At 64.4% G+C, this 19,936-nt stretch carries 20 protein-coding genes; 9 read left to right on the top strand and 11 right to left on the bottom strand.

Annotated features, from left to right (window positions below; all coding sequences use genetic code 11):
* Nucleotides 1-12: 12 nt before the first annotated feature.
* From ABIC03_RS30400 to ABIC03_RS30390, 3 genes are all read right to left on the bottom strand, one after another.
* Nucleotides 13-603 carry an SCO family protein gene (locus ABIC03_RS30400; protein WP_354063539.1) on the bottom strand — a complete coding sequence of 197 codons (591 nt, stop codon included), beginning with the start codon at nucleotides 601-603 and terminating at the stop codon, nucleotides 13-15.
* A 24-nt stretch (nucleotides 604-627) separates the two neighbouring features.
* Nucleotides 628-822, bottom strand: a complete 195-nt coding sequence (locus ABIC03_RS30395; RefSeq protein ID WP_354063537.1) for a hypothetical protein — start codon at nucleotides 820-822, stop codon at nucleotides 628-630.
* A gap of 221 nt (nucleotides 823-1,043) precedes the next feature.
* The gene (locus ABIC03_RS30390) at nucleotides 1,044-1,514 is read right to left on the bottom strand and encodes a Clp protease/crotonase-like domain-containing protein (protein ID WP_027515230.1); all 471 of its coding nucleotides are present in this window, start codon (nucleotides 1,512-1,514) and stop codon (nucleotides 1,044-1,046) included.
* Between the two features lie 293 nt (nucleotides 1,515-1,807).
* On the opposite strand from ABIC03_RS30390, the gene ABIC03_RS30385 reads away from it, so the two are divergent.
* The 4 genes from ABIC03_RS30385 (at nucleotide 1,808) to ABIC03_RS30370 (ending at nucleotide 5,328) form a co-directional block, all read left to right on the top strand.
* Nucleotides 1,808-3,466, top strand: coding sequence for an FAD-binding dehydrogenase (locus tag ABIC03_RS30385; protein WP_354063702.1), 1,659 nt, complete (start codon nucleotides 1,808-1,810; stop codon nucleotides 3,464-3,466).
* A gap of 3 nt (nucleotides 3,467-3,469) precedes the next feature.
* Nucleotides 3,470-4,387, top strand: a complete 918-nt coding sequence (locus tag ABIC03_RS30380; protein ID WP_354063534.1) for an extracellular catalytic domain type 1 short-chain-length polyhydroxyalkanoate depolymerase — start codon at nucleotides 3,470-3,472, stop codon at nucleotides 4,385-4,387.
* A 115-nt stretch (nucleotides 4,388-4,502) separates the two neighbouring features.
* Nucleotides 4,503-4,853: a RidA family protein gene (locus ABIC03_RS30375; RefSeq protein ID WP_007599359.1), complete on the top strand. Its 351-nt coding sequence runs from the start codon at nucleotides 4,503-4,505 to the stop codon at nucleotides 4,851-4,853.
* A gap of 109 nt (nucleotides 4,854-4,962) precedes the next feature.
* Nucleotides 4,963-5,328 (top strand): nuclear transport factor 2 family protein, encoded by a 366-nt coding sequence (locus tag ABIC03_RS30370; RefSeq protein ID WP_027569996.1) that lies wholly within the window; start codon nucleotides 4,963-4,965, stop codon nucleotides 5,326-5,328.
* A 72-nt stretch (nucleotides 5,329-5,400) separates the two neighbouring features.
* Here ABIC03_RS30370 and ABIC03_RS30365 read toward each other — a convergent pair whose 3' ends face one another.
* On the bottom strand, nucleotides 5,401-6,321 hold the full coding sequence (locus ABIC03_RS30365; RefSeq protein WP_354063531.1) for an amino acid ABC transporter substrate-binding protein: 921 nt from the start codon (nucleotides 6,319-6,321) through the stop codon (nucleotides 5,401-5,403).
* 12 nt (nucleotides 6,322-6,333) lie between these two features.
* Nucleotides 6,334-7,629, bottom strand: a complete 1,296-nt coding sequence (locus ABIC03_RS30360; protein WP_354063529.1) for a dicarboxylate/amino acid:cation symporter — start codon at nucleotides 7,627-7,629, stop codon at nucleotides 6,334-6,336.
* A 207-nt stretch (nucleotides 7,630-7,836) separates the two neighbouring features.
* Here ABIC03_RS30360 and ABIC03_RS30355 point away from each other — a divergent pair, with 207 nt between their 5' ends.
* The 4 genes from ABIC03_RS30355 to ABIC03_RS30340 all read left to right on the top strand — a co-directional run bounded on the left by ABIC03_RS30355 (nucleotide 7,837) and on the right by ABIC03_RS30340 (nucleotide 12,866).
* Complete coding sequence (locus ABIC03_RS30355) at nucleotides 7,837-8,838, top strand: NADP-dependent oxidoreductase (protein ID WP_354063527.1); 1,002 nt, start codon at nucleotides 7,837-7,839, stop codon at nucleotides 8,836-8,838.
* 154 nt (nucleotides 8,839-8,992) lie between these two features.
* Complete coding sequence (locus ABIC03_RS30350) at nucleotides 8,993-9,853, top strand: cysteine rich repeat-containing protein (RefSeq protein WP_354063525.1); 861 nt, start codon at nucleotides 8,993-8,995, stop codon at nucleotides 9,851-9,853.
* Nucleotides 9,854-10,116: 263 nt separating this feature from the next.
* Nucleotides 10,117-11,256 (top strand): FAD-dependent monooxygenase, encoded by a 1,140-nt coding sequence (locus ABIC03_RS30345; protein WP_219684556.1) that lies wholly within the window; start codon nucleotides 10,117-10,119, stop codon nucleotides 11,254-11,256.
* Entirely contained in the window at nucleotides 11,253-12,866 is a 1,614-nt protein-coding gene (locus ABIC03_RS30340; protein ID WP_354063523.1) for a benzoate-CoA ligase family protein, read from the top strand. The genes ABIC03_RS30345 and ABIC03_RS30340 overlap by 4 nt, the downstream gene beginning before the upstream one ends.
* Nucleotides 12,867-13,052: 186 nt before the next feature.
* On the opposite strand, the gene ABIC03_RS30335 is transcribed toward ABIC03_RS30340, so the two are convergent.
* Both ABIC03_RS30335 and maiA read right to left on the bottom strand, forming a co-directional pair.
* Complete coding sequence (locus ABIC03_RS30335; protein WP_354063521.1) at nucleotides 13,053-13,562, bottom strand: MarR family winged helix-turn-helix transcriptional regulator; 510 nt, start codon at nucleotides 13,560-13,562, stop codon at nucleotides 13,053-13,055.
* On the bottom strand, nucleotides 13,552-14,184 hold the full coding sequence (maiA, locus tag ABIC03_RS30330; RefSeq protein WP_354063519.1) for a maleylacetoacetate isomerase: 633 nt from the start codon (nucleotides 14,182-14,184) through the stop codon (nucleotides 13,552-13,554). Before maiA ends, ABIC03_RS30335 begins: the two co-directional genes overlap by 11 nt.
* A gap of 178 nt (nucleotides 14,185-14,362) precedes the next feature.
* On the opposite strand from maiA, the gene gtdA reads away from it, so the two are divergent.
* Nucleotides 14,363-15,403 (top strand): gentisate 1,2-dioxygenase, encoded by a 1,041-nt coding sequence (gene gtdA / locus ABIC03_RS30325; RefSeq protein ID WP_354063517.1) that lies wholly within the window; start codon nucleotides 14,363-14,365, stop codon nucleotides 15,401-15,403.
* A 176-nt stretch (nucleotides 15,404-15,579) separates the two neighbouring features.
* On the opposite strand, the gene ABIC03_RS30320 is transcribed toward gtdA, so the two are convergent.
* The 4 genes from ABIC03_RS30320 to ABIC03_RS30305 all read right to left on the bottom strand — a co-directional run bounded on the left by ABIC03_RS30320 (nucleotide 15,580) and on the right by ABIC03_RS30305 (nucleotide 19,844).
* Complete coding sequence (locus tag ABIC03_RS30320) at nucleotides 15,580-16,404, bottom strand: ABC transporter permease (RefSeq protein ID WP_354063515.1); 825 nt, start codon at nucleotides 16,402-16,404, stop codon at nucleotides 15,580-15,582.
* The gene (locus tag ABIC03_RS30315; protein ID WP_354063513.1) at nucleotides 16,397-17,170 is read right to left on the bottom strand and encodes an ABC transporter ATP-binding protein; all 774 of its coding nucleotides are present in this window, start codon (nucleotides 17,168-17,170) and stop codon (nucleotides 16,397-16,399) included. The genes ABIC03_RS30320 and ABIC03_RS30315 overlap by 8 nt, the downstream gene beginning before the upstream one ends.
* Before the next feature lie 270 nt (nucleotides 17,171-17,440).
* The gene (locus tag ABIC03_RS30310) at nucleotides 17,441-18,445 is read right to left on the bottom strand and encodes an ABC transporter substrate-binding protein (RefSeq protein ID WP_354063511.1); all 1,005 of its coding nucleotides are present in this window, start codon (nucleotides 18,443-18,445) and stop codon (nucleotides 17,441-17,443) included.
* 34 nt (nucleotides 18,446-18,479) lie between these two features.
* Nucleotides 18,480-19,844 (bottom strand): FAD-dependent oxidoreductase, encoded by a 1,365-nt coding sequence (locus tag ABIC03_RS30305; protein WP_354063509.1) that lies wholly within the window; start codon nucleotides 19,842-19,844, stop codon nucleotides 18,480-18,482.
* Between the last annotated feature and the right edge of the window lie 92 nt (nucleotides 19,845-19,936).

Raw genomic sequence — 19,936 nt, 5'->3', positions numbered from 1 at the left:
TAATAGGGGAGCCTACAGATACCGCTTCAACTCCACCGCGGCCTCTTCCGGCGTGCGCTTCAGGTTGAACGGCGAGACGAAGCGGCCGTCGCGGTCCATCAGATAGATCAGCGCGGTGTGGTCCATGGTGTAGTCGCCGTCCTTGGTCGGGACCTTCTTGGCATAGACCCGGTAGGAGGTGATCACCTTGGCGGTCTCGGCAGGATCGCCGCTGAGGCCTTCGAGGTGCGGGTCGAAGCTCGACAGATAATCCTTCATCGCCGCTGGCGTATCGCGCTCGGGATCGACCGAGATGAAGACGGCATTGACCTTGTCGGCGTCCCTGCCCATCGCGCGCAGCACTTCCGAGATCTCGAACAACGAGGTCGGGCAGACGTCGGGGCAATGGGTGTAGCCGAAGAAGATCAGGGTCGGCTTGCCCTTGAGGTTCTTGTCGGTGACGGCCTTGCCGTTCTGGTCGGTCAGCTGGAACGGGCCGCCGATCGCGGCCGGCTGCACCACCTTGCCGACCCCGCCCATGGCCCAGAATACGATCAGGAGGCCGAGGACGAGGCTTGCGGCGAAGGCGGTCGCGATCACCAGCGGACGGGCGGCGGAGCTCATGGGCGAAAAACTTCCTGTCGCGGGTCAGAAGCAGGCGGCGAAACCGGTCCTGATCATTTCGAAGAACACCTGGCTGCCGTAGTGGAACCAGAGCGCGAGGGCGCCGAGCACGACCAGGCCGCCGACGCCAGCCCCCGCCAACAGCAGCACGACCGGCATCCGGCCGGCAGTGGGCGAATTGTCCGATACGGGATGGGCGGGGTGCAGTGGTTGAGCCATGACAACGATCGGGTGAAGGGTTCCCTGCCGTTCAAATAGGCGCTGGGGCGGGGCCGGGCAAGCGCGGTGGGCGGGCGGTCGTATGGTGGGGAGGATCTCCGTCATGCCCGGGCTTATCCCGGGCATCCAGGCACTTCTCGCCGGCCCAAAAACGTGGATGGCCGGGACAGGCCCGGCCATCACGAAAATTCAGGTTAGACGAAGCGAGCGCCTGCCGCGGTCTATCTTGGCGACGGCTTGTTGGCCGAGGCCTGCGCGTCGAGGTAGCAGGGCTTGTACATGGCCTGGAGCTGCCTGCCCTTCAGAAAGAGCATATGCGGGGTGAGGCCGCCGCGCTGATTGATCCAGCGCTTCACCTGCGAGGGATACATCGCATAGAGCATCTGGGTCGCTTCGGTATTGGTGACGGCGCGGCCGTTGCTGCCGAAATCCCACGCTGCGTGGAAACCCAGTGTCGCGTGTGAGGTCACGCAAATGCGGTCAGGCGGGATGGCGCCGAGGACGATGGTGCAGGCAGAGGCGCAGAGACCGTCGATGATGACCGTATCGCCCGACTGTCGCAGGTCCTGGTATTTGTCGACGTAGGTTCCGATCCGGCCGCCGCGGTCATCCGCGATCCGAACCACTGCCTGAGAAGCGCCCATGCTCGCGATCAGGAGAACCGCCGCAAGCAACCCCGTCAGAAACTTCATTGGCCCCCGCCCCAGTCGAATTCGAATCTGTGTGTCAGGTGGTGATGCCCTGCTAGGGTCTGTCGTAACCGCGGTTTTGTCTAGGCATGCCGGCTCGTTCAAAACAAATTCAAATCCAGTGTTGCGCCGGCGCTGCACTCGGGCGCTCTTTTTCCCGAAGTGGAACAAGTTAACGATGTCTTACGCGCCACACTCTTGATCTCAGTTGCAACCGCCGGCTTCAATCCGGGCAACTACAGGGGGGAACCTGTGGAGGGGGAAACACATGCAGGGGAAAACACATGGCCGAACGAATGACTGAAGAGACTGACGTCATCGTTGTCGGCGCCGGACTGTCGGGCCTCGTGGCCGCAACCGAGATTGCGGATGCCGGCAAGCGCGTGATCGTGGTCGACCAGGAGGGCGAGCAGTCGCTCGGCGGCCAGGCGTTCTGGTCGTTCGGCGGTTTGTTCCTGGTCGATTCGCCGGAGCAGCGCCGGCTCGGCATCAAGGACTCCTTCGACCTTGCGATGCAGGACTGGCTCGGCACCGCCGGCTTCGACCGTGACGAGGATTTCTGGCCGCGGCAATGGGCCGAGGCCTATGTGGCGTTCGCGGCCGGCGAGAAGCGTGCCTGGCTGCGCGCGATGGGCCATCGCATCTTTCCCGTGGTCGGATGGGCCGAGCGCGGCGGCTATGACGCGATGGGCCACGGCAATTCAGTGCCGCGCTTTCATGTCACCTGGGGCACCGGGCCCGGCATCGTCGAGCCGTTCGAGCGCCGCGCGCGCGAGGCCGTCAAAAGCGGTCGGCTGACCTTTCGGTTCCGCCATCGCGTCGATGCGCTCTCGATCACCAACGGCACGGTGGATGGCGTCGGCGGCGCCATTCTCGCCCCCGACAATGTCGAGCGCGGCAAGAGCTCATCGCGCAACGTCGTCGGCGAGTTTGCGTTGAAGGCGCAAGCCGTGATCGTCGCCTCGGGCGGCATTGGCGGCAATCACGAGTTGGTGCGGCAGAACTGGCCGAAGCGGCTCGGCGCGCCGCCGAAATTCATGATCTCCGGCGTGCCCGAGCATGTCGACGGCCGCATGATCGGCATCACCGAGACATCGGGCGCGCGGCTGATCAACCGCGACCGCATGTGGCATTATGTCGAAGGCATCCAGAACTGGTCACCGATCTGGCCGCGCCACGGCATCCGCATCCTGCCCGGCCCCTCCTCGATGTGGTTCGACGCCACCGGCACGCGCTTGCCGGCGCCGTTGTTTCCCGGCTCCGACACCCTCGGCCAGCTCCAATACATCATGTCCACCGGGTACGAATATTCCTGGTTCATCCTGACCCAGAGCATCATCAAGAAGGAGTTCGCGCTGTCGGGCTCGGAGCAGAATCCCGATCTCACCGGCAAAAGCTGGCGCATGACGATCAAGCGCGCCACCAACAAGGGCGCGCCGGCGCCAGTGGAAGCGTTCAAAAGCCATGGTGTCGACTTCATCGTGCGCGACAAGATCGAGGATCTCGTTGCGGCCATGAACAAGCTGGCCGGTAGCGACCTCCTCAAGCTCGAGCATATCAAGATGCAGATCGAGGCGCGCGACCGTGAAATCGCCAATCCTTACGTCAAGGATGCGCAGGTGATGAACATCCACAATGCGCGGCGCTATATCGGCGACAGGCTGATCCGCACCGCCTCCCCTCACCGCATCCTCGATCCCGCGCAAGGGCCGCTGATCGCGGTCAAGCTCAACATCCTCACCCGCAAGACGCTGGGCGGTTTCGAGACCGACCTCTCTTCGCGTGTGTTCGGCGATGAGGGCAGCGTCATCCCCGGCCTCTATGCAGTGGGCGAAGCCGCCGGCTTCGGCGGCGGTGGCGTGCACGGCTATCGCTCGCTGGAAGGCACGTTCCTCGGCGGCTGCCTGTTCTCGGGCCGCAATGCGGGCCGCGCCGCGGCGCAGGCCGTGGGCTAGACCATGCGGGGGCGGATGCGCATCGCGGCGTTTGTTGCGGCATTGGCCGCCGCCCCGGCTGCGTCCGCCGATACGATCGACATCGACGGCGTGAAGCGGTCCTACGCTGTGCAATTGCCGGCGAAGCGGCTCGTGCCACTCGTGGTCGTGCTGCATGGCAAGACCCAGCGCGGCGCCGACATGATGACTCGGACGGCGTGGCCTCAGGTCGCAAAGCGCGAAGGGTTCGCCGTGGTCTTTCCTGATGGCCTCAACCACGCATGGGCCGATGCGAGGACCAAGGCGGGACCGGCGCTCCGTGGCCCGCCCGCGGGCACCGACGACGTCGCTTTCATCGCAAAACTCGTCGAGAAGCTGGTGGCGAACGGCACCGCCGATCCTCGCCGCGTCTATGTCGCCGGGATCTCCAATGGCGGCGCCATGGCGATGACACTGGTCTGCGCCCGCGCCGATCTGTTCGCTGCCGGTGCGAGCGTGAGCATGAATCTCACCGATGAGGCCGCGGTCACGTGCCATCCGTCGCGGCCGCTGCCGATGCTGCTGATGAACGGCACGGCCGATCCGCTGGTCCCCTACGAGGGCGGTCGCGGATCGAGCTATTATGCCGCAGACGGTTTCTGGTCCACCGACGAGACGCTTGCGTTCTGGCGCAAGCTCAACGGCTGCGAGACCGACAATTCCGATATGACCGATCTGCCCGACAGGGCGCCCACAGACCAGTCCACGGTGACACGGATCTCCTCGCGCTGCCCTGAGGGGCACGACGTCGTGCTTTATCGCATCAATCAAGGCGGTCACCGCATGCCCGGATTTTCTCCGGATGCCCGCTTCCCGAAGGTCGCCGCCAGCTTGCTCGGATCGCAGAACGGCGACATCGACGCCGCCGAGACGATCTGGACGTTCTTCGGCCAGTTTCCTTGAAGTGCGACGCATGCATGGCCGACGACGCATGCGTGCCTGGCAACGCATGCGTGCCTGGGGTGGCACGGGACAAGCCGCTGCGCTAGACAGGGCCGCCATTCAAAGGAGACCCCCAATGAGCATTCAGCGTCTTGAAACCGGCCCGCGCATGAGCCAGGTCGTCGTGCACGGCAACACCGTCTATCTCGCCGGTGTCGTCGCCAACAACGCCGCCGGCGAAAGCGTGACGAAGCAGACCCAGGACATCCTGGCGACCATCGACAGCCATCTCGCCAAGGCCGGCACCGACAAGTCGAAACTGCTCTCGGCCACGATCTACATTACCGACATGAAGACGTTTGGCGAGATGAACGCGGTGTGGGACGCCTGGGTCTCGCCCGGCAACACGCCGGCACGCGCCACCGTCGAAGCCAAGCTCGCCGCAGCACAATACACCGTCGAAATCATGGTCACGGCGGCGAAGTAACTGCGGAAAATTCACGCGCGCTGATGACCTCAGAGGTAATCGATCAGCGCGCGTGAACCTTCGATAGTCAGGTCAGCCGAACGACACGGCGCCATCGAAGGAGACGACAATGACCGACCCCATCACCATCGCCCGCCGCTATATCGATCTCTGGAACGAGCGTGCAGCGGGCCGCCGTCGCGAACTGCTGAGCCAGAACTGGACAGCGGATGCGAGCTATGTCGATCCCCTGATGAAGGGTGACGGCCATGACGGCGTCGACGCGCTGATTGCAGGCGTGCAGCAACGCTTTCCCGACTTCAAGTTCAAGCTGATCGGCGAGCCCAACGGCTACGGCGACCATGTCCGCTTCAGTTGGGGTCTTGGTCCTGATGGCATCGACAGCCCGATCAAGGGGACGGATTTCGCCGTGCTGAAGGACGGCCGCATCAGGAGCATCACGGGATTTCTGGACCAGGTCCCCGCGGGCGCGTGAGCGCGCACTGATCGTTGCTAGACCCTCTCCCCTTCTAGGGGAGAGGGCGAACTTTCGCTCGTCGCATAGGCGCTAGTTATTCGCGCTCGCGGAATCGTCCATCGCCTTGAAGGCTTCCTCCAGCTGCAGCGAGATCGGCACGTTCAGCCGTTCGCCGGTCGGAAGCCGTGCGGTGAACCATTTGTTGTAGAGCGGAACGAGGTCGTGGTTGGAGCCGAGCTTGCGGAAGGTGCGATCGACCACCGCCGCCAGTTGCAGCTCGCCCTTGCGGAACATGATGCCGTAGGGGTCGTAGGACAGGTAATCGCCGGTGACGCGGAATTTGTCCTGTGCCTTGTGGCGCACGATCAGGCTGGACAGCAGGATATCGTCGGTCGCGAACGCGTCGGCCTTGCCGTCGACGAGCATCTGGTACGACTGCTCGTGATCTGCGCCGACAACGATGGTCAGTCCCAGCGAGGACTTCTTGTCGGCCGCCTGGATCGCCTGCTCGTTGGTGGTGCCCTTCGTCACCACGATAGTCTTACCCTTCAGATCAGTCAGTGACTGGACGCTGGACGCCTTCGGCACCATCAGCTTGGTGCCGGCGACGAACATCAGCGGCGAGAAGGCAACGCGCTTGCCGCGCTCGGCATTGGCCGTGGTCGAGCCGCATTCCAGGTCGATCTTGTTCTGGAGCACGGCGTCGATGCGGTCATCCGAGGTGACCTTGACGTAGGCAATCTTCAGATTGGGATCGTCGACCTCGACGCCGATCTCCTCGACGATAGCCTCGCAGAGTTCGAGGCTGTAGCCGATCGGCCGGTTGGCCTGGTCGAGGAAGGAGAACGGCGGCGAGCTCTCGCGATAGCCGAGCCGTACGGTGTGCGCGGTCTTGATCGCTGACAGTGTCGGGCTAAGCCCTTCGCTGCCACCGGTCTGGGCGGAGGCACCCGTTGCCAGCAGGCACGCTGCCAGCAGCAGGCCGCCCGGTATCGCCATTGAAAGGCGCATGATGCACTCCGATCAATGGCCAGCCATCGCGGGCACTTCGCCGGGGATCATGTCCCCCGGCACGGCATCGCCCGGTCCAAGCTCGTGCTCGGGCCCGAGCTCGCCTTCCCACTTGGCCACCACCGAGGTCGCGAGCGTGTTGCCGATCACGTTGGTGGCGCTGCGGCCCATGTCGAGGAAGGTATCGATGCCCATGATCATCAACAGCCCCGCCTCGGGGATGCCGAACTGCGACAGCGTCGAGGCGATGACCACGAGGGAGGCGCGCGGCACGCCGGCAACGCCCTTGGAGGTGATCATCAGGGTCGCCAGCATCGCGAGCTGGGTGCCGAGCGGCATGTCGATGTGGTAGCTCTGCGCGATGAAGACGCTCGCGAAGGTGCAGTACATCATCGTGCCGTCGAGATTGAAGGAATAGCCGAGCGGCAGCACGAAGCTCGATATCCGCGACGAGGCGCCGAACTTGTTCAGCCCCTCCAGCGTCTTCGGATAGGCCGCTTCGGAGCTCGCGGTGGAGAACGCGATCATCAGCGGCTCGCGGATGAGCTTCAGCAGATGGGCGTAGCGCGGCCCGATCACGATGAAGCCCACGACCACCAGGATGCCCCACAGGATCGCGAGCGAGAGATAGAAGCCGCCCATGAAGACGATGAGCTTCCAGAGCACCAGCAAGCCGTTCTTGGCCACCGTCGCGGTGATGGCGGCCCAGACAGCGAACGGCGCGAACAGCATCACATAGCCGGTGACCTTGAGCATGATGTGGCCGATGTCGTCGATCAGCGCCAGGATCGGCTTGGAGCGCTCGGGCATCGAGCCCATCGCCACCGAGAAGAACACGGCGAAGATCACGATCTGCAGGATCTCGTTCTGCGCCATCGCATCCGCGATCGAGGTCGGGATCAGATGGGTCAGGAATTTTTCGATCGAGAAGGCGGAAACCGGCAGGCCGGTCGACTGCGCCTTGTCAGGCAGCGTACCGGGGAAATTCGCGCCGGGCTGGAGCAGATTGACCATCACGAGGCCGAGCATCAGCGAGACGAAAGAGGCGCTGACGAACCAGCCCATGGTCTTGGCGAAGATGCGGCCGAGCTTGGAGCCCGAGCCCATATGAGCAATGCCGCCGACCAGGGTCGCAAACACCAGCGGCGCGATGATCATCTTGATCAGGCGCAGGAAAATCACGGCGATCAGGTTGATGGACGAGGCCCAATCGCTCCGTGTGTCGGGCAGGAAATTGTAGATCGCCGCGCCCATGATGATGCCGAGCACCATCGCCACCAGAATGAATTGCGTAAACCTGTTCGACATTGAACACCCCCGCTACACCGACCGCTTCATGATGTCGCAGATATGACGACTGCGCAACACGCTTGGCGTGCGGTCGCCGGGGCGGATGTTCCCGTTGCGAAGCTGGCGCCCGCGATCTAGCTTCATGCAGCGCACAACGAATGCGGCTTGCACGTTTTTCTTGCGGCAGCTGCATCAATAATCGTCAAACGACCTAGGGGAAACATCATGAGCGGCAGCGTCAATCGTCAGATTCTTCTGGTGGAAAAGCCCAGCGGCAAGCTCGGCCCCGAGCACTTCAAGATGGTCGAAGGTGCGATGCCTGAGCCGAAGGACGGCGAGGCCTTGCTGCGCGTACGATACATCTCGCTCGACGCCGCCAACCGCGCCTGGATGCACGGCGCGACCTATCGTTCAGCAGTCGAAGCCAACAGCGTGATGGCCGGCGGCGCCATCGCCGAGGTCATCAGCTCAAAGGCGCCGGGGCTTGCGCCGGGCGACATCGTGTTCGGCGACACTGGCTGGCAGGAGTTGGCGGCAGTGCCCGCCAAGCATCTCACCAAGATGCCGAAGCTCGAGCCGATGACGCATCTGCTCAGCGTTTTCGGCATCGCCGGCCTCACCGCCTATTTCGGCCTGCTGGAGATCGGCAAGCCCAAGGGGGGCGAGACGGTCGTGGTCTCCGCGGCCGCGGGCTCGGTCGGCTCGATCGTCGGGCAGATCGCAAAGATCAAAGGATGCCGCGTCATCGGCATCGCCGGCGGCGCCGACAAGTGCAGCTGGCTGACCTCCGAGCTCGGCTTCGATGCCGCCGTCGACTACAAGGACGGCGCGGTGTTCAAGGCGTTGCGCGCGGCGGCGCCGAAGGGCATCGACGTCTATTTCGACAATGTCGGCGGCGACATTCTCGAAGCCTGCCTGCCGCAGATGAACAATTACGGCCGCATCGCCTGCTGCGGCGCGATCTCGCAATATGACGGCGCGCCGTCGGCACACGGCCCGCGCGGCGTGCCCGGCCTGATCGTGGTGAAGCGGCTCGTCATGCAGGGCTTCATCGTGATGGACTACATGAAGGAAAGCCAGCGTGCGCTCGCCGACCTCCAGGCCTGGGTCACATCCGGCAAGCTGAAGGTGCAGGAGGACATCATTGACGGCCTCGAGAACACGCCGAAGGCGCTGATCGGATTGCTCGCGGGCGAGAACCGCGGCAAGCGCATGGTCAAGCTCTGACGACGTAGTTACGTCGCAATTTCGCGGGCATATCTACTTGCGGTGGCAGCCAAAGCGGCCAAAGATATCGCTCGCGAGGCATCACTCGCGATGATTGCGTTTGCATCAGATTTGTAAAACTTCGGCGTTACCGACAGGGCAGGAATTCACTCAGATGTTCAACACGTTGAAACATGCGTCGGCACGCGGGGCGTTGCTGGCGGCGGCTCTCTTCGCAACTGCAGCAGGCGCATTCGCGCAAGCACCGACCGAGGCGCAGAAGAGCGCGATCCGCTCCGCATGCCGCTCGGACTTCATGGCGCACTGCGCGAGCGTCACGCCCGGCGGCGTGGAAGCCTATCAATGCCTGCAGAAGAACATGTCCGGCCTGTCCTCGGGGTGCCAAACCGCGGTTCGCGCCGTCGAGCCTGCTGCGGCGCCGAAGACCGAAGCCGCGCCGAAGACCGAGGCTGCACCCAAGGCGGCTGCACCCAAGGCGGAGTCCGCGCCTGCCGCGCCGAAGGCTGAAACCGCTCCCGCCGCAAAGCCGGCCGCCGCAGCCGCGCCCAAGGCCGCTGCAGCCCCCACTGCAGCGAAACAGCCGAGCAGCGCGCAGGTCGCTGCCGTCAAGAGCGCGTGCCGTGCCGATTATCCCAAGGTGTGTGCCAGCGTGCCGCCGGGCGGCGCGCCCGCACTCGAATGCCTGGAGAAGAACAGGGCAAAGGTTTCGCCGGCCTGCGAGAAGGCCGTGAGCGCCGCGGCAGGCGGCGGTGGCGCGGCAGCAACGGCGGCACCTGCGGGCGCTGCTCCTGCGGCGGCAACCGCACCGGCAGCCGCACCTGCCGTGATCGTGCTGCGCCCGCTGCGGCCGCGCGAAGAGCTGTTCATCGTCCAGTCCGCATGTCGCGAGGATGTCCGCACGCTATGCGGCAGCGTGGCGCCAGGCGGCGGTCGCATCATCCAATGCGTTGCCAACAATGCCGCTTCGCTGTCGCCCGCCTGCAAGGACGTGCTGGCGCCGTTCGCTGCACGCTAGAGAAGCGAGCCATCCGGCGGTCTGCTGCACCGTGCTTGTAAATGGTGTCTGGGTGAAGCGCTGTGTCTGACGTGCGGATGGCCAAGCCGGCGCGGTTTGGCTATGCTTCGCACGCCACTGCTTCGGACACGCGCCAAACGCGCATCCGGGCACGAGCTTCGGCGTGCCGCGCGCTTTGCCGATAATTCCGCTAGCGCAAGAAGCCGGAGCACATTAGTCTACCCCTAGATAGTAAGTATACTGTCAATCAGGGAGGGCAGACGTTGCGGATCGCCGTGATTGGCGGGGGGCCCGGTGGGCTCTACTTCGCCTATCTCTGGAAGAAGCGTCACCCCGAGGATCAGGTCGACCTGTTCGAACAGAACCCGGCCGACGCGACCTGGGGCTTTGGCGTGGTGTTTTCTGACCAGGCGCTCGAATTCCTGCGTGCCGACGACCCCGAGACGGTCGACGCGATCGCGCCGCACATGGAGAGCTGGGAGAACATCACGCTGAACCTGAGCGGCGACAGCGTCGCCATCGACGGCGTCGGCTTCTCCTCGATCGGCCGGCTCGAGCTCTTGCGATTCCTGCAGCAGCGCGCGCTCGATGCCGGCGTCACCCCGCGCTTCGACACGCCAATTCATGCGATCGATCAGCTCAACGGCCACGATCTGATTGTCGCCGCCGACGGGCTGAACTCGCTGGTGCGCCGCGCCTTCGAGGGCGATTTCGGCACCTCGCTGTCTTACTCCTCCAACAAGTTCGTCTGGTACGGCACCTCAAAGCGTTTCGACACGCTGTCGCAGACCTTCGTGAAGACCGACCGCGGCGCCTTCAACGCCCATCACTACCGCTATTCGCCGACCATGAGCACGTTCCTGGTCGAATGCGATCATGCGACGTGGCAGGCCTATGGCTTCGCCTACAAGGACGTGGAGCAGTCCAAGGGTGTCTGCGAGGAGGTGTTCGCCGACACGCTCGGCGGCCGCTCGCTGGTCTCCAACAAATCGGTCTGGCGCAACTTCCCCTGGGTCTGGAACGAGCACTGGTCGTTCAAGAACATGGTGCTGCTCGGCGACGCGCTGCACTCGGCGCATTTCTCGATCGGCTCGGGCACGCGGCTCGCGATCGAGGACGCCATTGCGCTGGTCAAGGCGCTGGAATCGGATGCCCATCTCTCGACCGCGCTGCATCGCTACCAGGCCGCACGAAAACCGGTGGTGCAGAAGCTCGTCAACGCCGCGCGGACGAGCGCTTTCTGGTACGAACACTTTGCCCAGCACATGCAGCAGGGCCTGATGGACTTTGCCTACAGCTACATCACCCGTTCAGGCCGCATCGACGATTCCCGCCTGCGCGCGATGTCGCCGGCCTTCATGGCGCGCTACGAAGCCGCCAAGAACGGTGGGGACGAGGCATGAGCGCCCAGATTCACGACCAGGTGCCCGCCGACTGCGCGGGCGCGCGCGAGATCGGCTTTTCCGTTCCGCAGGTCTACAATGCCAGCCACGTGCTGTTCGACAATCTCGGCAAAGGCCGTGGCGACAAGCTCGCGCTCATTGGCCCCGCGGGCACGCGCACCTATGCCGAGCTCTGCGCGGACGCCGGACGCTGGGGCAACGGCTTCGCCTCGCTCGGCCTCAAGCGCGGCGATCGCGTGCTGCTGTTCCTCGACGATACCCCGGCCTATCCGGCCGCGTTCTTCGGCGCGGGGCGTGCCGGCTTCGTGCCGCTGCTGATCAACACGCTGACGCCGCCGGATCTGCTGCAATTCTATCTCGCCGATTCCGGCGCTTCTGTTGCGGTGGCGGACGCCGAGTTCTGTGCACGTTTCAACGCCGCGGCCTGCAAGGACACGGCCCTGCACACCCTGGTCGTCGTCAACGGCGCTGTGGGCGATCACGCCGCACCGAACGCCGTTTCTGCCGCCGGCTGGCTCCCGCAATTTCCGGCCGAACTCGCGGAAGCCGATACGCATCGCAACGAGATGGCGTTCTGGATGTACTCTTCCGGATCGACCGGCCGTCCCAAGGGCATCGTGCATCTCCAGCACGACATGGCCTACAGCGAGCTCGCCTTCGCCCGGAACGTGCTGAAGCTGGCGCCCGGCGACATCTGCTTCTCGGTGCCGAAAATCTTCTTCGCCTATGGCTTTGGCAACGCGATCACCTTCCCGTTCTCGGCAGGCGCGACGACGCTGCTGTTGCCGGGCCAGCCGAAGCCCGCGGCGATCTTCACGGCGATCGAGCAGTACAAGCCGACGGTCTTTTTCGGCCTGCCGACGCTCTATACATCACTGACCAAGGCCGAGGGTGCCGACAGGACCGACTTCTCGTCGCTGCGCATGGCGCTCTCGGCCGCCGAGGTGCTCTCGGCCGACGTCTTCAACGGCTGGAAGACGCTCACCGGTCTCGAGATCGTCGAAGGCCTCGGCTCGACCGAGGTGCTGCACATCTATCTCTCCAATCGCCCCGAGCGGAAGAAGCTCGGCGCCGCCGGCCTGCGCGTGCCCGGCTACGAGGTCGCGCTGCGCGACAAGGACGGCCGCGATGTCGCCGACGACGAGGAAGGCATCTTGTGGGTGCGCGGCGATTCCAACACGCCGCTATACTGGAACCGGCCGTACAAATCCGCCGAAACCATTCGCGAGGGCGGCTGGATCTATACCGGCGACCGCTTCGTCCGCGATGCCGACGGCTTTCACTTCTTCCGTGGCCGCGCCGACGATCTCATCAAGATCTCAGGCCAGTGGGTCTATCCGCTCGAGGTCGAGCTGTGCCTCGCCGACCACCCCGACATCCGCGAATGCGCGGTGTTCGCCGCCGAGCTGCCGGACCGGCGCATGACGCTGAAGGCGGTCGTGGTGATGAACAGCCGCGCGGCTGATCAAAGCGAAGCGACCCGCCGGCTGCAGGATTACGTGAAGGGCAAGCTGCTTCCCTACAAATATCCGCGCGAGGTGATCTTCATCGACGAGCTGCCGAAGACAGGCACGGGGAAGATCGACCGGCAGGCGCTGCTGCGGATGTGAGGGCAACAAGGCAGCTTCATATTCGCTGTCGTCCCGGCGAAGGCCGGGACCCATAACCACCGAGTTTGGTTTGGCGAAGACAGGCACTGACCTTCTCGCGCTATCACAGGTGCCTCGGCGTATGGGTCCCGGCCTTCGCCGGGACGACACCGAGGATGAGGCGCCGCTATCGTCACAAACTCGCGCTCACCCCGCCTTCCCCATATGCTCCAGCGCGTCCTCCGCCCGGAGCGGCACCCGCGACGCCTCGTTGTTGAGATCGACGAGCTGCACCAGGAGCCCCATCAGCGCCTTGCGATCCGCCGGCTTGAGGGGCTCCAGCATCCGCATCTGGGCACGTTCGACGGCGGGTATGATGTCACGCAGGATCGCCGCGCCCGACTTGGTCAAATAGAGCAGCTTGATTCGCTTGTCTTCCGGCGCCGGCCTGCGCTCGACGAAATCCTTGGCCTGAAGCCGCTCGATTACGCTGCCGAGCGTGGAGCGGTCGAAGGCGATCACCGCGGACAGCCGCGTCGCGTCGATGCCGGGATGGGTATGGATCGCGATCAGCGCCGCGTATTGCACCGGCGTAAGGTCGAACGCCTTGCATTCCTCCATGAAGATCGAGACCGCGATCTGCTGCATGCGCCGGAACAGATAGCCCGGCGCGGCATAGACCGCGTCGATCGTGATCGGAGGCGGCTTACTCGGCATCGGGCTGGTTCTCTGGCGCGGCGTTGACGAACGCCGGCAACGCCTTGGCGGCGGCTTCCGCCTTAAGCAGACGCGGATAGGCGGAGACGTCGACGCCGAAGCGGCGGGCATTGGCGAGTTGCGGCACCAGGCAGAGATCGGCGAGCGTCGGTGCTTCACCGAAGCAGAACGGGCCCGGCTCGGCCCTGATCAGGATTTCGCAGGCTGCGAGCCCCTCGCGGTTGACCCAGGCCGCCCAGTCCTGAACCTTGTCCTCGGCAAGCCCGAGCTCGCGTAGCCGCGCCAGCACCTTCAGATTCTGCACGGGGTGAGTGTCGCAGGCGATCGCCAGCGCGAATGCCCTCACCTTGGCACGCTGCAAACTATCCTTCGGCAGCAGCGGCGGGTTGGGATGGGTTTCGTCGAGCCATTCGATGATGGCGACCGATTGGGTCAGCACTGCGCCCGCATCGTCCTCCAGCGCGGGCACCAGGCCCTGCGGATTGATGGCGAGATAGGCGGGCGCGCATTGCTCGCCTTTGCGAAGGTGATGCGGCAGGTGCTCGGCACCGAGGCCCTTGAGGTTCAGCGCGATCCGTACCCGGTAGGCGGCGCTGGAGCGGAAATAACCGTGCAGCTTCATCGGAACCCTCCCTTTTGTCTGTCATTCCAGGGCGATGCGTTAGCATCGAACCCGGAATCTCGAGATTCCGGGTTCGCCCTTCGCGCCCCGGAATGACGACCTGGACTGTCATTCGCCACGTTGACGCTACCTAGATCGTAAGTATACTGTCAATCAGCAAAACGACGGGAGCCGCACCATGGAAGCCGTGACCAAGACGCCGGAACGCGAGGCGTTCTACAAGAAGATCGACGGCGAGAATCTCACCGCGCTCTGGACGGTCATGAGCGATTTGATCACGCCGGAGCCGAAGAGCGCCTGCCGGCCGCATCTGTGGAAGTTCGACATCATCCGCGACTACATGACCGAAGCCGGCAAGCTGATCACGGCGAAAGAAGCCGAGCGGCGCGTGCTGGTGCTGGAAAATCCCGGCCTGCGCGGGCAGTCGAAAATCACCACGTCGCTCTATGCCGGCGTGCAGATGGTGGTGCCCGGCGACGTCGCGCCCGCCCACCGGCACAGCCAATCGGCGCTGCGCTTCGTGCTCGAAGGCAAGGGCGCCCACACCGCGGTCGACGGCGAGCGCACCGCGATGGAGCCCGGCGACTTCATCATCACGCCGTCGATGACCTGGCACGATCACTCCAACGAGACCGACCAGCCGATGTTCTGGCTCGACGGTCTCGACATTCCGCTGGTGCAGTTCTTCGACTGCTCCTTCGCGGAAAGCTCCAACGAGGACCAGCAGAAGATTACAAGGCCGGCCGGCGACAGCTTCGCGCGCTACGGCCACAATCTGCTACCGGTCGACGTGAAGCGGAGCTCGAAGACGTCGCCGATCTTCAGCTACCCCTATGCCTACACGCGCGAGGCACTGGAGAAAGCCCGCGCGAGCCAGGAGTGGGACGCCTGTCACGGGCTGAAGCTGAAATTCAGCAACCCCGAGACCGGCGACTTTGCGATGCCGACCATCGGCACGTTCATCCAGTTGCTGCCGAAGGGCTTCAAGACCGCACGCTATCGCGCGACGGACGCGACGGTGTTCTGTCCGATCGAAGGCCACGGCCGTACCCGCATCGGGGAAGCGACCTTCGAATGGGGTCCGCGTGACCTGTTCGTGGTGCCGAGCTGGCAATGGGTCACGCACGAGGCTGACATGGATGCGGTGCTGTTCAGCTTCTCGGATCGACCCGTGCAGCAGAAGCTGGATTTGTTCCGGGAGGATCGCGGGAATGCGTGAGGTGCGAATGTTAGCCGCACTCTCCGCCGTCGTCCCGGCGAAGGCCGGGACCCATAACCACAGGGAGATGTTTGGCGAAGACTCTTATAGTTGTTCTTCGGTACGAACACCGCGCTCCCTCGATAGATCACGCGGTATGGGTCCCGGCCTTCGCCGGGACGACGGCGGGGTAAGCCTCACCGCCAGTGCAGCAGCCGTATCTCCAGCCAGTTGATCACCCGCCCCACCATCAACCCGAACACCGATAAAATCACCACGCCCGCGAGCAGCTGATCCGTCTGCATCAAATTGCCGGCCTGCAACACGAACGCGCCGATGCCGTATTGCGCGCCGATCATCTCGGCGCTGACGACGAGCAGCAGCGCCACCGACGACGTGATGCGGAAGCCAGCGAGGATCGCGGGCAGCGCGCCCGGCCACACCACCTTGCGGACGATGGTGGCGAACGGCACATTGAAGCTCTGCGCCATGCGGATGAGATTGCGCGGCACCGCGTCGACGCCGCTATAGACCGAGATCGCGGTCGAGAAGAACACCCCGAGCGCAATGGTCGCGATCTTCGGCTCTTCACCGATGCCGAGCCAGAGGATCAACAGCGGCAGCAGCGCGATCTTCGGAATCGGGAACAGCGCCGAGATGAAGGTGATGCCGACGCTGCGCGCCAGCCGCGACAGGCCGATGGCAAAGCCGACCGCGACACCCGCCGCCGTGCCGAGCAGCCAGCCGACACCGATACGCAGGAGTGACGCGGAAAGGTGCTGCCACAGCGCGCCCGAGATCGCGAGCTGGTAGATCGCCCGCGCGATCGCCGAGGGCGGCGGCAGGAACAGCGGATTGACCAGGCCGGTGCTGCCGGCCGCCTGCCAGATCGCAATGACCAGCGCGAGTGCGATCCAGCCGCCGAAACGGCTGCTCGCCGGCACGAAGCCGGCGCCGCGAAAGAGGACGCGCCGGACCGCTTCATCCTTCGCAGATGTTCCCGCCGGAGCGCGATCAAGCATGCTGAACCTCGCGCTCGGCATCGATCGCCTCGTTGCGGATCAGCGACCAGATCTGGTTCTGGAGCGCGAGCAGCTTTTCACGGGCTGCAATGTCACCGCGCTCAGTGCGCGTCATCGGCACGTTCACGACTTCGCGAATGCGGCCAGGACGCCGCGACAGCACCACGATGCGGTCGGCAAGCCGCGCCGCCTCTTCGAGATTATGCGTGACATAGACCGCGCCCATGCCGCCATCGGCGAGCAGCCGGACGAAATCCTCCATCAGCAGTTCGCGGGTCTGCGAATCCAGCGCCGACAGCGGCTCGTCCATCAGGAGAATGGCCGGCCTGACCGCGAGCGCGCGCGAAATGCCGACGCGCTGGCGCATGCCGCCGGAAAGCTGCTTTGGATAGGTCTTGCGAAAATCGGTCAGGCCGGTGCGGCGCAAGGCATCGTCGACCAGCGCGCGGCGCTGCACGGCCGAGAGCTGGGTGTGCAGCAGCGGGAATTCGACGTTCTCCTCGACATTGGCCCAGGGCAGCAGCGCGAAATCCTGGAACACGAAGGTGAGCGGATTGAGACTGTCCGCCGGCGGCGATCCACGCAGCTCGGGCGCGCCCGAGGTCGGCAGCAATAGGCCACCGAGGATCGACAGCAACGTGCTCTTGCCGCATCCCGAGGGGCCCACGATCGCCACCACCTCGCCCGCGCCGACGGTGAACGAGACGTCGTCGAGCACGGCGAGTTCGCCGAAGCGATGGGTGATGTGGTTGGCGATCAGGTCCATGTCATGGCCTCAGTGTCGTCCCGGCGAACGCCGGGACCCATAACCACCGAATTGAATTTGGCGAAGACAGGCAATGACTACTCTGCGCCACAACTTCCACTCGGCGTATGGGTCCCGGCCTTCGCCGGGACGACACTGAGGGCTTGGCAACAGTAACGGCCCTGCTGCATCCGGGCCGTGCATCCTTCGAGGCTCGCTTCGCGAGCACCTCCAGCGACAACGGCTTTGCCGTTGCGCGGGGATGACGGAGATGGAGAGGAGCGCGCAGCATCAATCCGCCTTCACAAATTCCTTTGCGATGATCGCATTCGCGTCGAAGCCCTTGTCGGCAAAACCCTGCTCCTGGAGCCATTTGATCTGGTTGTCGACGTTCTTCACATCCAGTTTGCCGTCGGGATCGATATAGGCGCAATTGCCGACCACCTGCTCGACCGGGAGGTTGGTATATTTTGCGATGATCTCCAGCAGCGGCTTTGTCTTGTCATTGATCGGCGCGACGCCGTCCTTCATCGCGGCAAGGATGATGTCGTGATATTCGCGGTCGGCCTTTGCCAAAGCGCCGAGCAGTTTCGTCACCAGCACCTTGTTGGTCAGCGTCTTCGGCGAGGCGAACACCGCGCCCAATTGCCAGGGTGTCTCGTCGCCGACCCAGCCGAGAAACTTCGCACCGCCGTCGTCCATCAGCTTTCGCGCGGTGGAGATCGGCAGCAGCGCCGCATCCACGGTTTCACCCTTCAGCGCGGCCGCCGCATTCGACAGCGATTGCAGGGGCACGATCTTCACGTCGGCGAGCTTGAAGCCGTATTTGTCGGCAAGCAGGCCGAGCGAGTAGTGAAAGGAGGAGCCGACCTGCGTCATCGCCACGCGCTTGCCCGCGAGATCCTTCGGCGTCTTCAGACCGCTCGCATAGGCGTTGTTGCTGGCAAAATAGCCGATCAGGGGATAGCCGGCCTTCTCGCGGCTCATGCCGCCGATCACCTTGAGCACGCCCTTGCCGGCGAGATTGTAGAGGCCCGCGGTAAAGGCGGTGACGCCGAAATCGACATCGCCGGAGGTGGTGGCCACCGCGATCGGCTGCGCCGCATCGAAGAATTTCAGCTCGACGTCGAGGCCGGCCTCGCGGAAATAGCCCTTGTCCTGCGCGATGAAGACGGGCGCGGAGGAGGATAGCCTGAGCACGCCGATCTTGGCCTTCGGCGCGTCCTCGGCTCGGGCCGTGCCCATCGCCGTGATCGCCATCAGGCCAGCTAGCGCGAGCCGCACAGTCCCGATCATTTCGTTTCCCTCCGGCGTCGTTATCATGCAGTCGTTACAGGCCCTCGGGCACGGGCTGGTCCCGTCCGACGAAGGCGCCCTGTTGTTTCAACGTTTCCTGCAATTTTTCAATGGGGATGTCGCGTGGAATGCGGTTTCCGGAGAGCGCCAGCGCGGCGGCGGAACCGGCGGCCTCCCCCATCACGAAACAGGCACCGGAGACCCGGGCCGCCGACTGGCCCTCATGGGTCATCGAGGCGCAGCGGCCCGCGACCAGCAGATTGTCGACGCGTTCGGGCACCAGCATGCGGTAAGGCAGCTCGTTATAGCCGCGCGATTCCGGGATCGGGGGGAAGGTGAACACGACGTCGCCAGGGACATGGGCCTCGATCGGCCAGCCATTGACCCCGATGGAATCCTCGAACGAGGCGCAGCCGAGCACGTCCTCGCCGCTGAGCTGGTAGCCGCCCGTGATGCGGCGGGTCTCGCGGATGCCGAGCTGCGGCGGCAGGTCGACGATGTAGGATCTTTCAAAGCCCGGCACGGTGCGCAGGAATTCGAACGCGGCGAGCGCCTGCTTGCGGCCCTCGATCTCGCCGCGGGTGAGATCGTCAGGCTCGATGCCGTTGATGGCATGGCCGTCCTCGCGCGCCACTTGCGTAAAGTTCACCCGCCATTCGATGCCGGACTTCTGCGGCCGCACGATCGCGCTCTTGCGTGGGAATGTGTGGGTGCCGGCGGCGATGGCTTGCTCCATCAATTGCGGGATGGTGCGCCAGGCCTCGCCCGCCTTCGCCGGATCGATGCCGTTGAGACGGAGCATCATCGAGGGATACATCGGATGGCCGTGCTCGTCGCCCAATTCGAACGGCACGCCGGCCCAGACCGCAAGATCGCCGTCGCCGGAGCAATCGATGAAAATCTCCGATCGCACCGCCTGCCGGCCGGCCTTGGTCTCGACCATCAGCGCATCGATGCGGCTGTTATCGCCCATCACGACGCCGGCACCAAGCGCGTGGAAAAGGATGTGCACCTTGTGACTGGCGAGCAGTTGGTCGGCCGCGATCTTGTAGGCGGCGGTGTCGTAGGCCTGGGCAAAGACCTTGCCGAGAATGAGATGCGGCGCGTTGAGGCCGTTCAAATGGTCGATCCGCGCCAGCAGCTCGGACGCCATGCCCTGCACCAGCCGGTGGGCCTCGCCGTACACATTCCCGTGCAGGCCGCAGAAATTAGTGACGCCGGCAGCGGTCCCCATGCCGCCAAGGAAGCCGTAGCGCTCGATCAGAAGCGTCTTCCGCCCAGCGCGCGCGCTTGAGGCCGCCGCCACGATGCCGGCCGGTCCGCCGCCGAGCACGACGACTTCATATTCGCCGTAGAGCGGCACCTGGCGCGCCGGTTCTTCGATCGTGGTGGCCTGCATGGCGCGTCCTGCTCCCAAATCTCTTGCTTGGACCGGACTATGAATTAACGCGCGCCGAGCTACAATCCACCAAAATATGCGATCAGCTTTCA

The sequence above is a fragment of the Bradyrhizobium sp. RT6a genome (assembly GCF_040547675.1).
In the GTDB taxonomy this organism is placed as follows: domain Bacteria; phylum Pseudomonadota; class Alphaproteobacteria; order Rhizobiales; family Xanthobacteraceae; genus Bradyrhizobium.
This window is presented reverse-complemented; position numbering and strand designations above follow the sequence as displayed.

Coding starts and splice junctions, on each gene's coding strand:
- ABIC03_RS30400 (WP_354063539.1), bottom strand. CDS start 603: ATGAGCTCCGCCGCCCGTCCGCTGGTGATCGCGACCGCCTTCGCCGCA.
- ABIC03_RS30395 (WP_354063537.1), bottom strand. CDS start 822: ATGGCTCAACCACTGCACCCCGCCCATCCCGTATCGGACAATTCGCCC.
- ABIC03_RS30390 (WP_027515230.1), bottom strand. CDS start 1,514: ATGAAGTTTCTGACGGGGTTGCTTGCGGCGGTTCTCCTGATCGCGAGC.
- ABIC03_RS30385 (WP_354063702.1), top strand. CDS start 1,808: ATGACTGAAGAGACTGACGTCATCGTTGTCGGCGCCGGACTGTCGGGC.
- ABIC03_RS30380 (WP_354063534.1), top strand. CDS start 3,470: ATGCGGGGGCGGATGCGCATCGCGGCGTTTGTTGCGGCATTGGCCGCC.
- ABIC03_RS30375 (WP_007599359.1), top strand. CDS start 4,503: ATGAGCATTCAGCGTCTTGAAACCGGCCCGCGCATGAGCCAGGTCGTC.
- ABIC03_RS30370 (WP_027569996.1), top strand. CDS start 4,963: ATGACCGACCCCATCACCATCGCCCGCCGCTATATCGATCTCTGGAAC.
- ABIC03_RS30365 (WP_354063531.1), bottom strand. CDS start 6,321: ATGCGCCTTTCAATGGCGATACCGGGCGGCCTGCTGCTGGCAGCGTGC.
- ABIC03_RS30360 (WP_354063529.1), bottom strand. CDS start 7,629: ATGTCGAACAGGTTTACGCAATTCATTCTGGTGGCGATGGTGCTCGGC.
- ABIC03_RS30355 (WP_354063527.1), top strand. CDS start 7,837: ATGAGCGGCAGCGTCAATCGTCAGATTCTTCTGGTGGAAAAGCCCAGC.
- ABIC03_RS30350 (WP_354063525.1), top strand. CDS start 8,993: ATGTTCAACACGTTGAAACATGCGTCGGCACGCGGGGCGTTGCTGGCG.
- ABIC03_RS30340 (WP_354063523.1), top strand. CDS start 11,253: ATGAGCGCCCAGATTCACGACCAGGTGCCCGCCGACTGCGCGGGCGCG.
- ABIC03_RS30335 (WP_354063521.1), bottom strand. CDS start 13,562: ATGCCGAGTAAGCCGCCTCCGATCACGATCGACGCGGTCTATGCCGCG.
- maiA (WP_354063519.1), bottom strand. CDS start 14,184: ATGAAGCTGCACGGTTATTTCCGCTCCAGCGCCGCCTACCGGGTACGG.
- gtdA (WP_354063517.1), top strand. CDS start 14,363: ATGGAAGCCGTGACCAAGACGCCGGAACGCGAGGCGTTCTACAAGAAG.
- ABIC03_RS30320 (WP_354063515.1), bottom strand. CDS start 16,404: ATGCTTGATCGCGCTCCGGCGGGAACATCTGCGAAGGATGAAGCGGTC.
- ABIC03_RS30315 (WP_354063513.1), bottom strand. CDS start 17,170: ATGGACCTGATCGCCAACCACATCACCCATCGCTTCGGCGAACTCGCC.
- ABIC03_RS30310 (WP_354063511.1), bottom strand. CDS start 18,445: ATGATCGGGACTGTGCGGCTCGCGCTAGCTGGCCTGATGGCGATCACG.
- ABIC03_RS30305 (WP_354063509.1), bottom strand. CDS start 19,844: ATGCAGGCCACCACGATCGAAGAACCGGCGCGCCAGGTGCCGCTCTAC.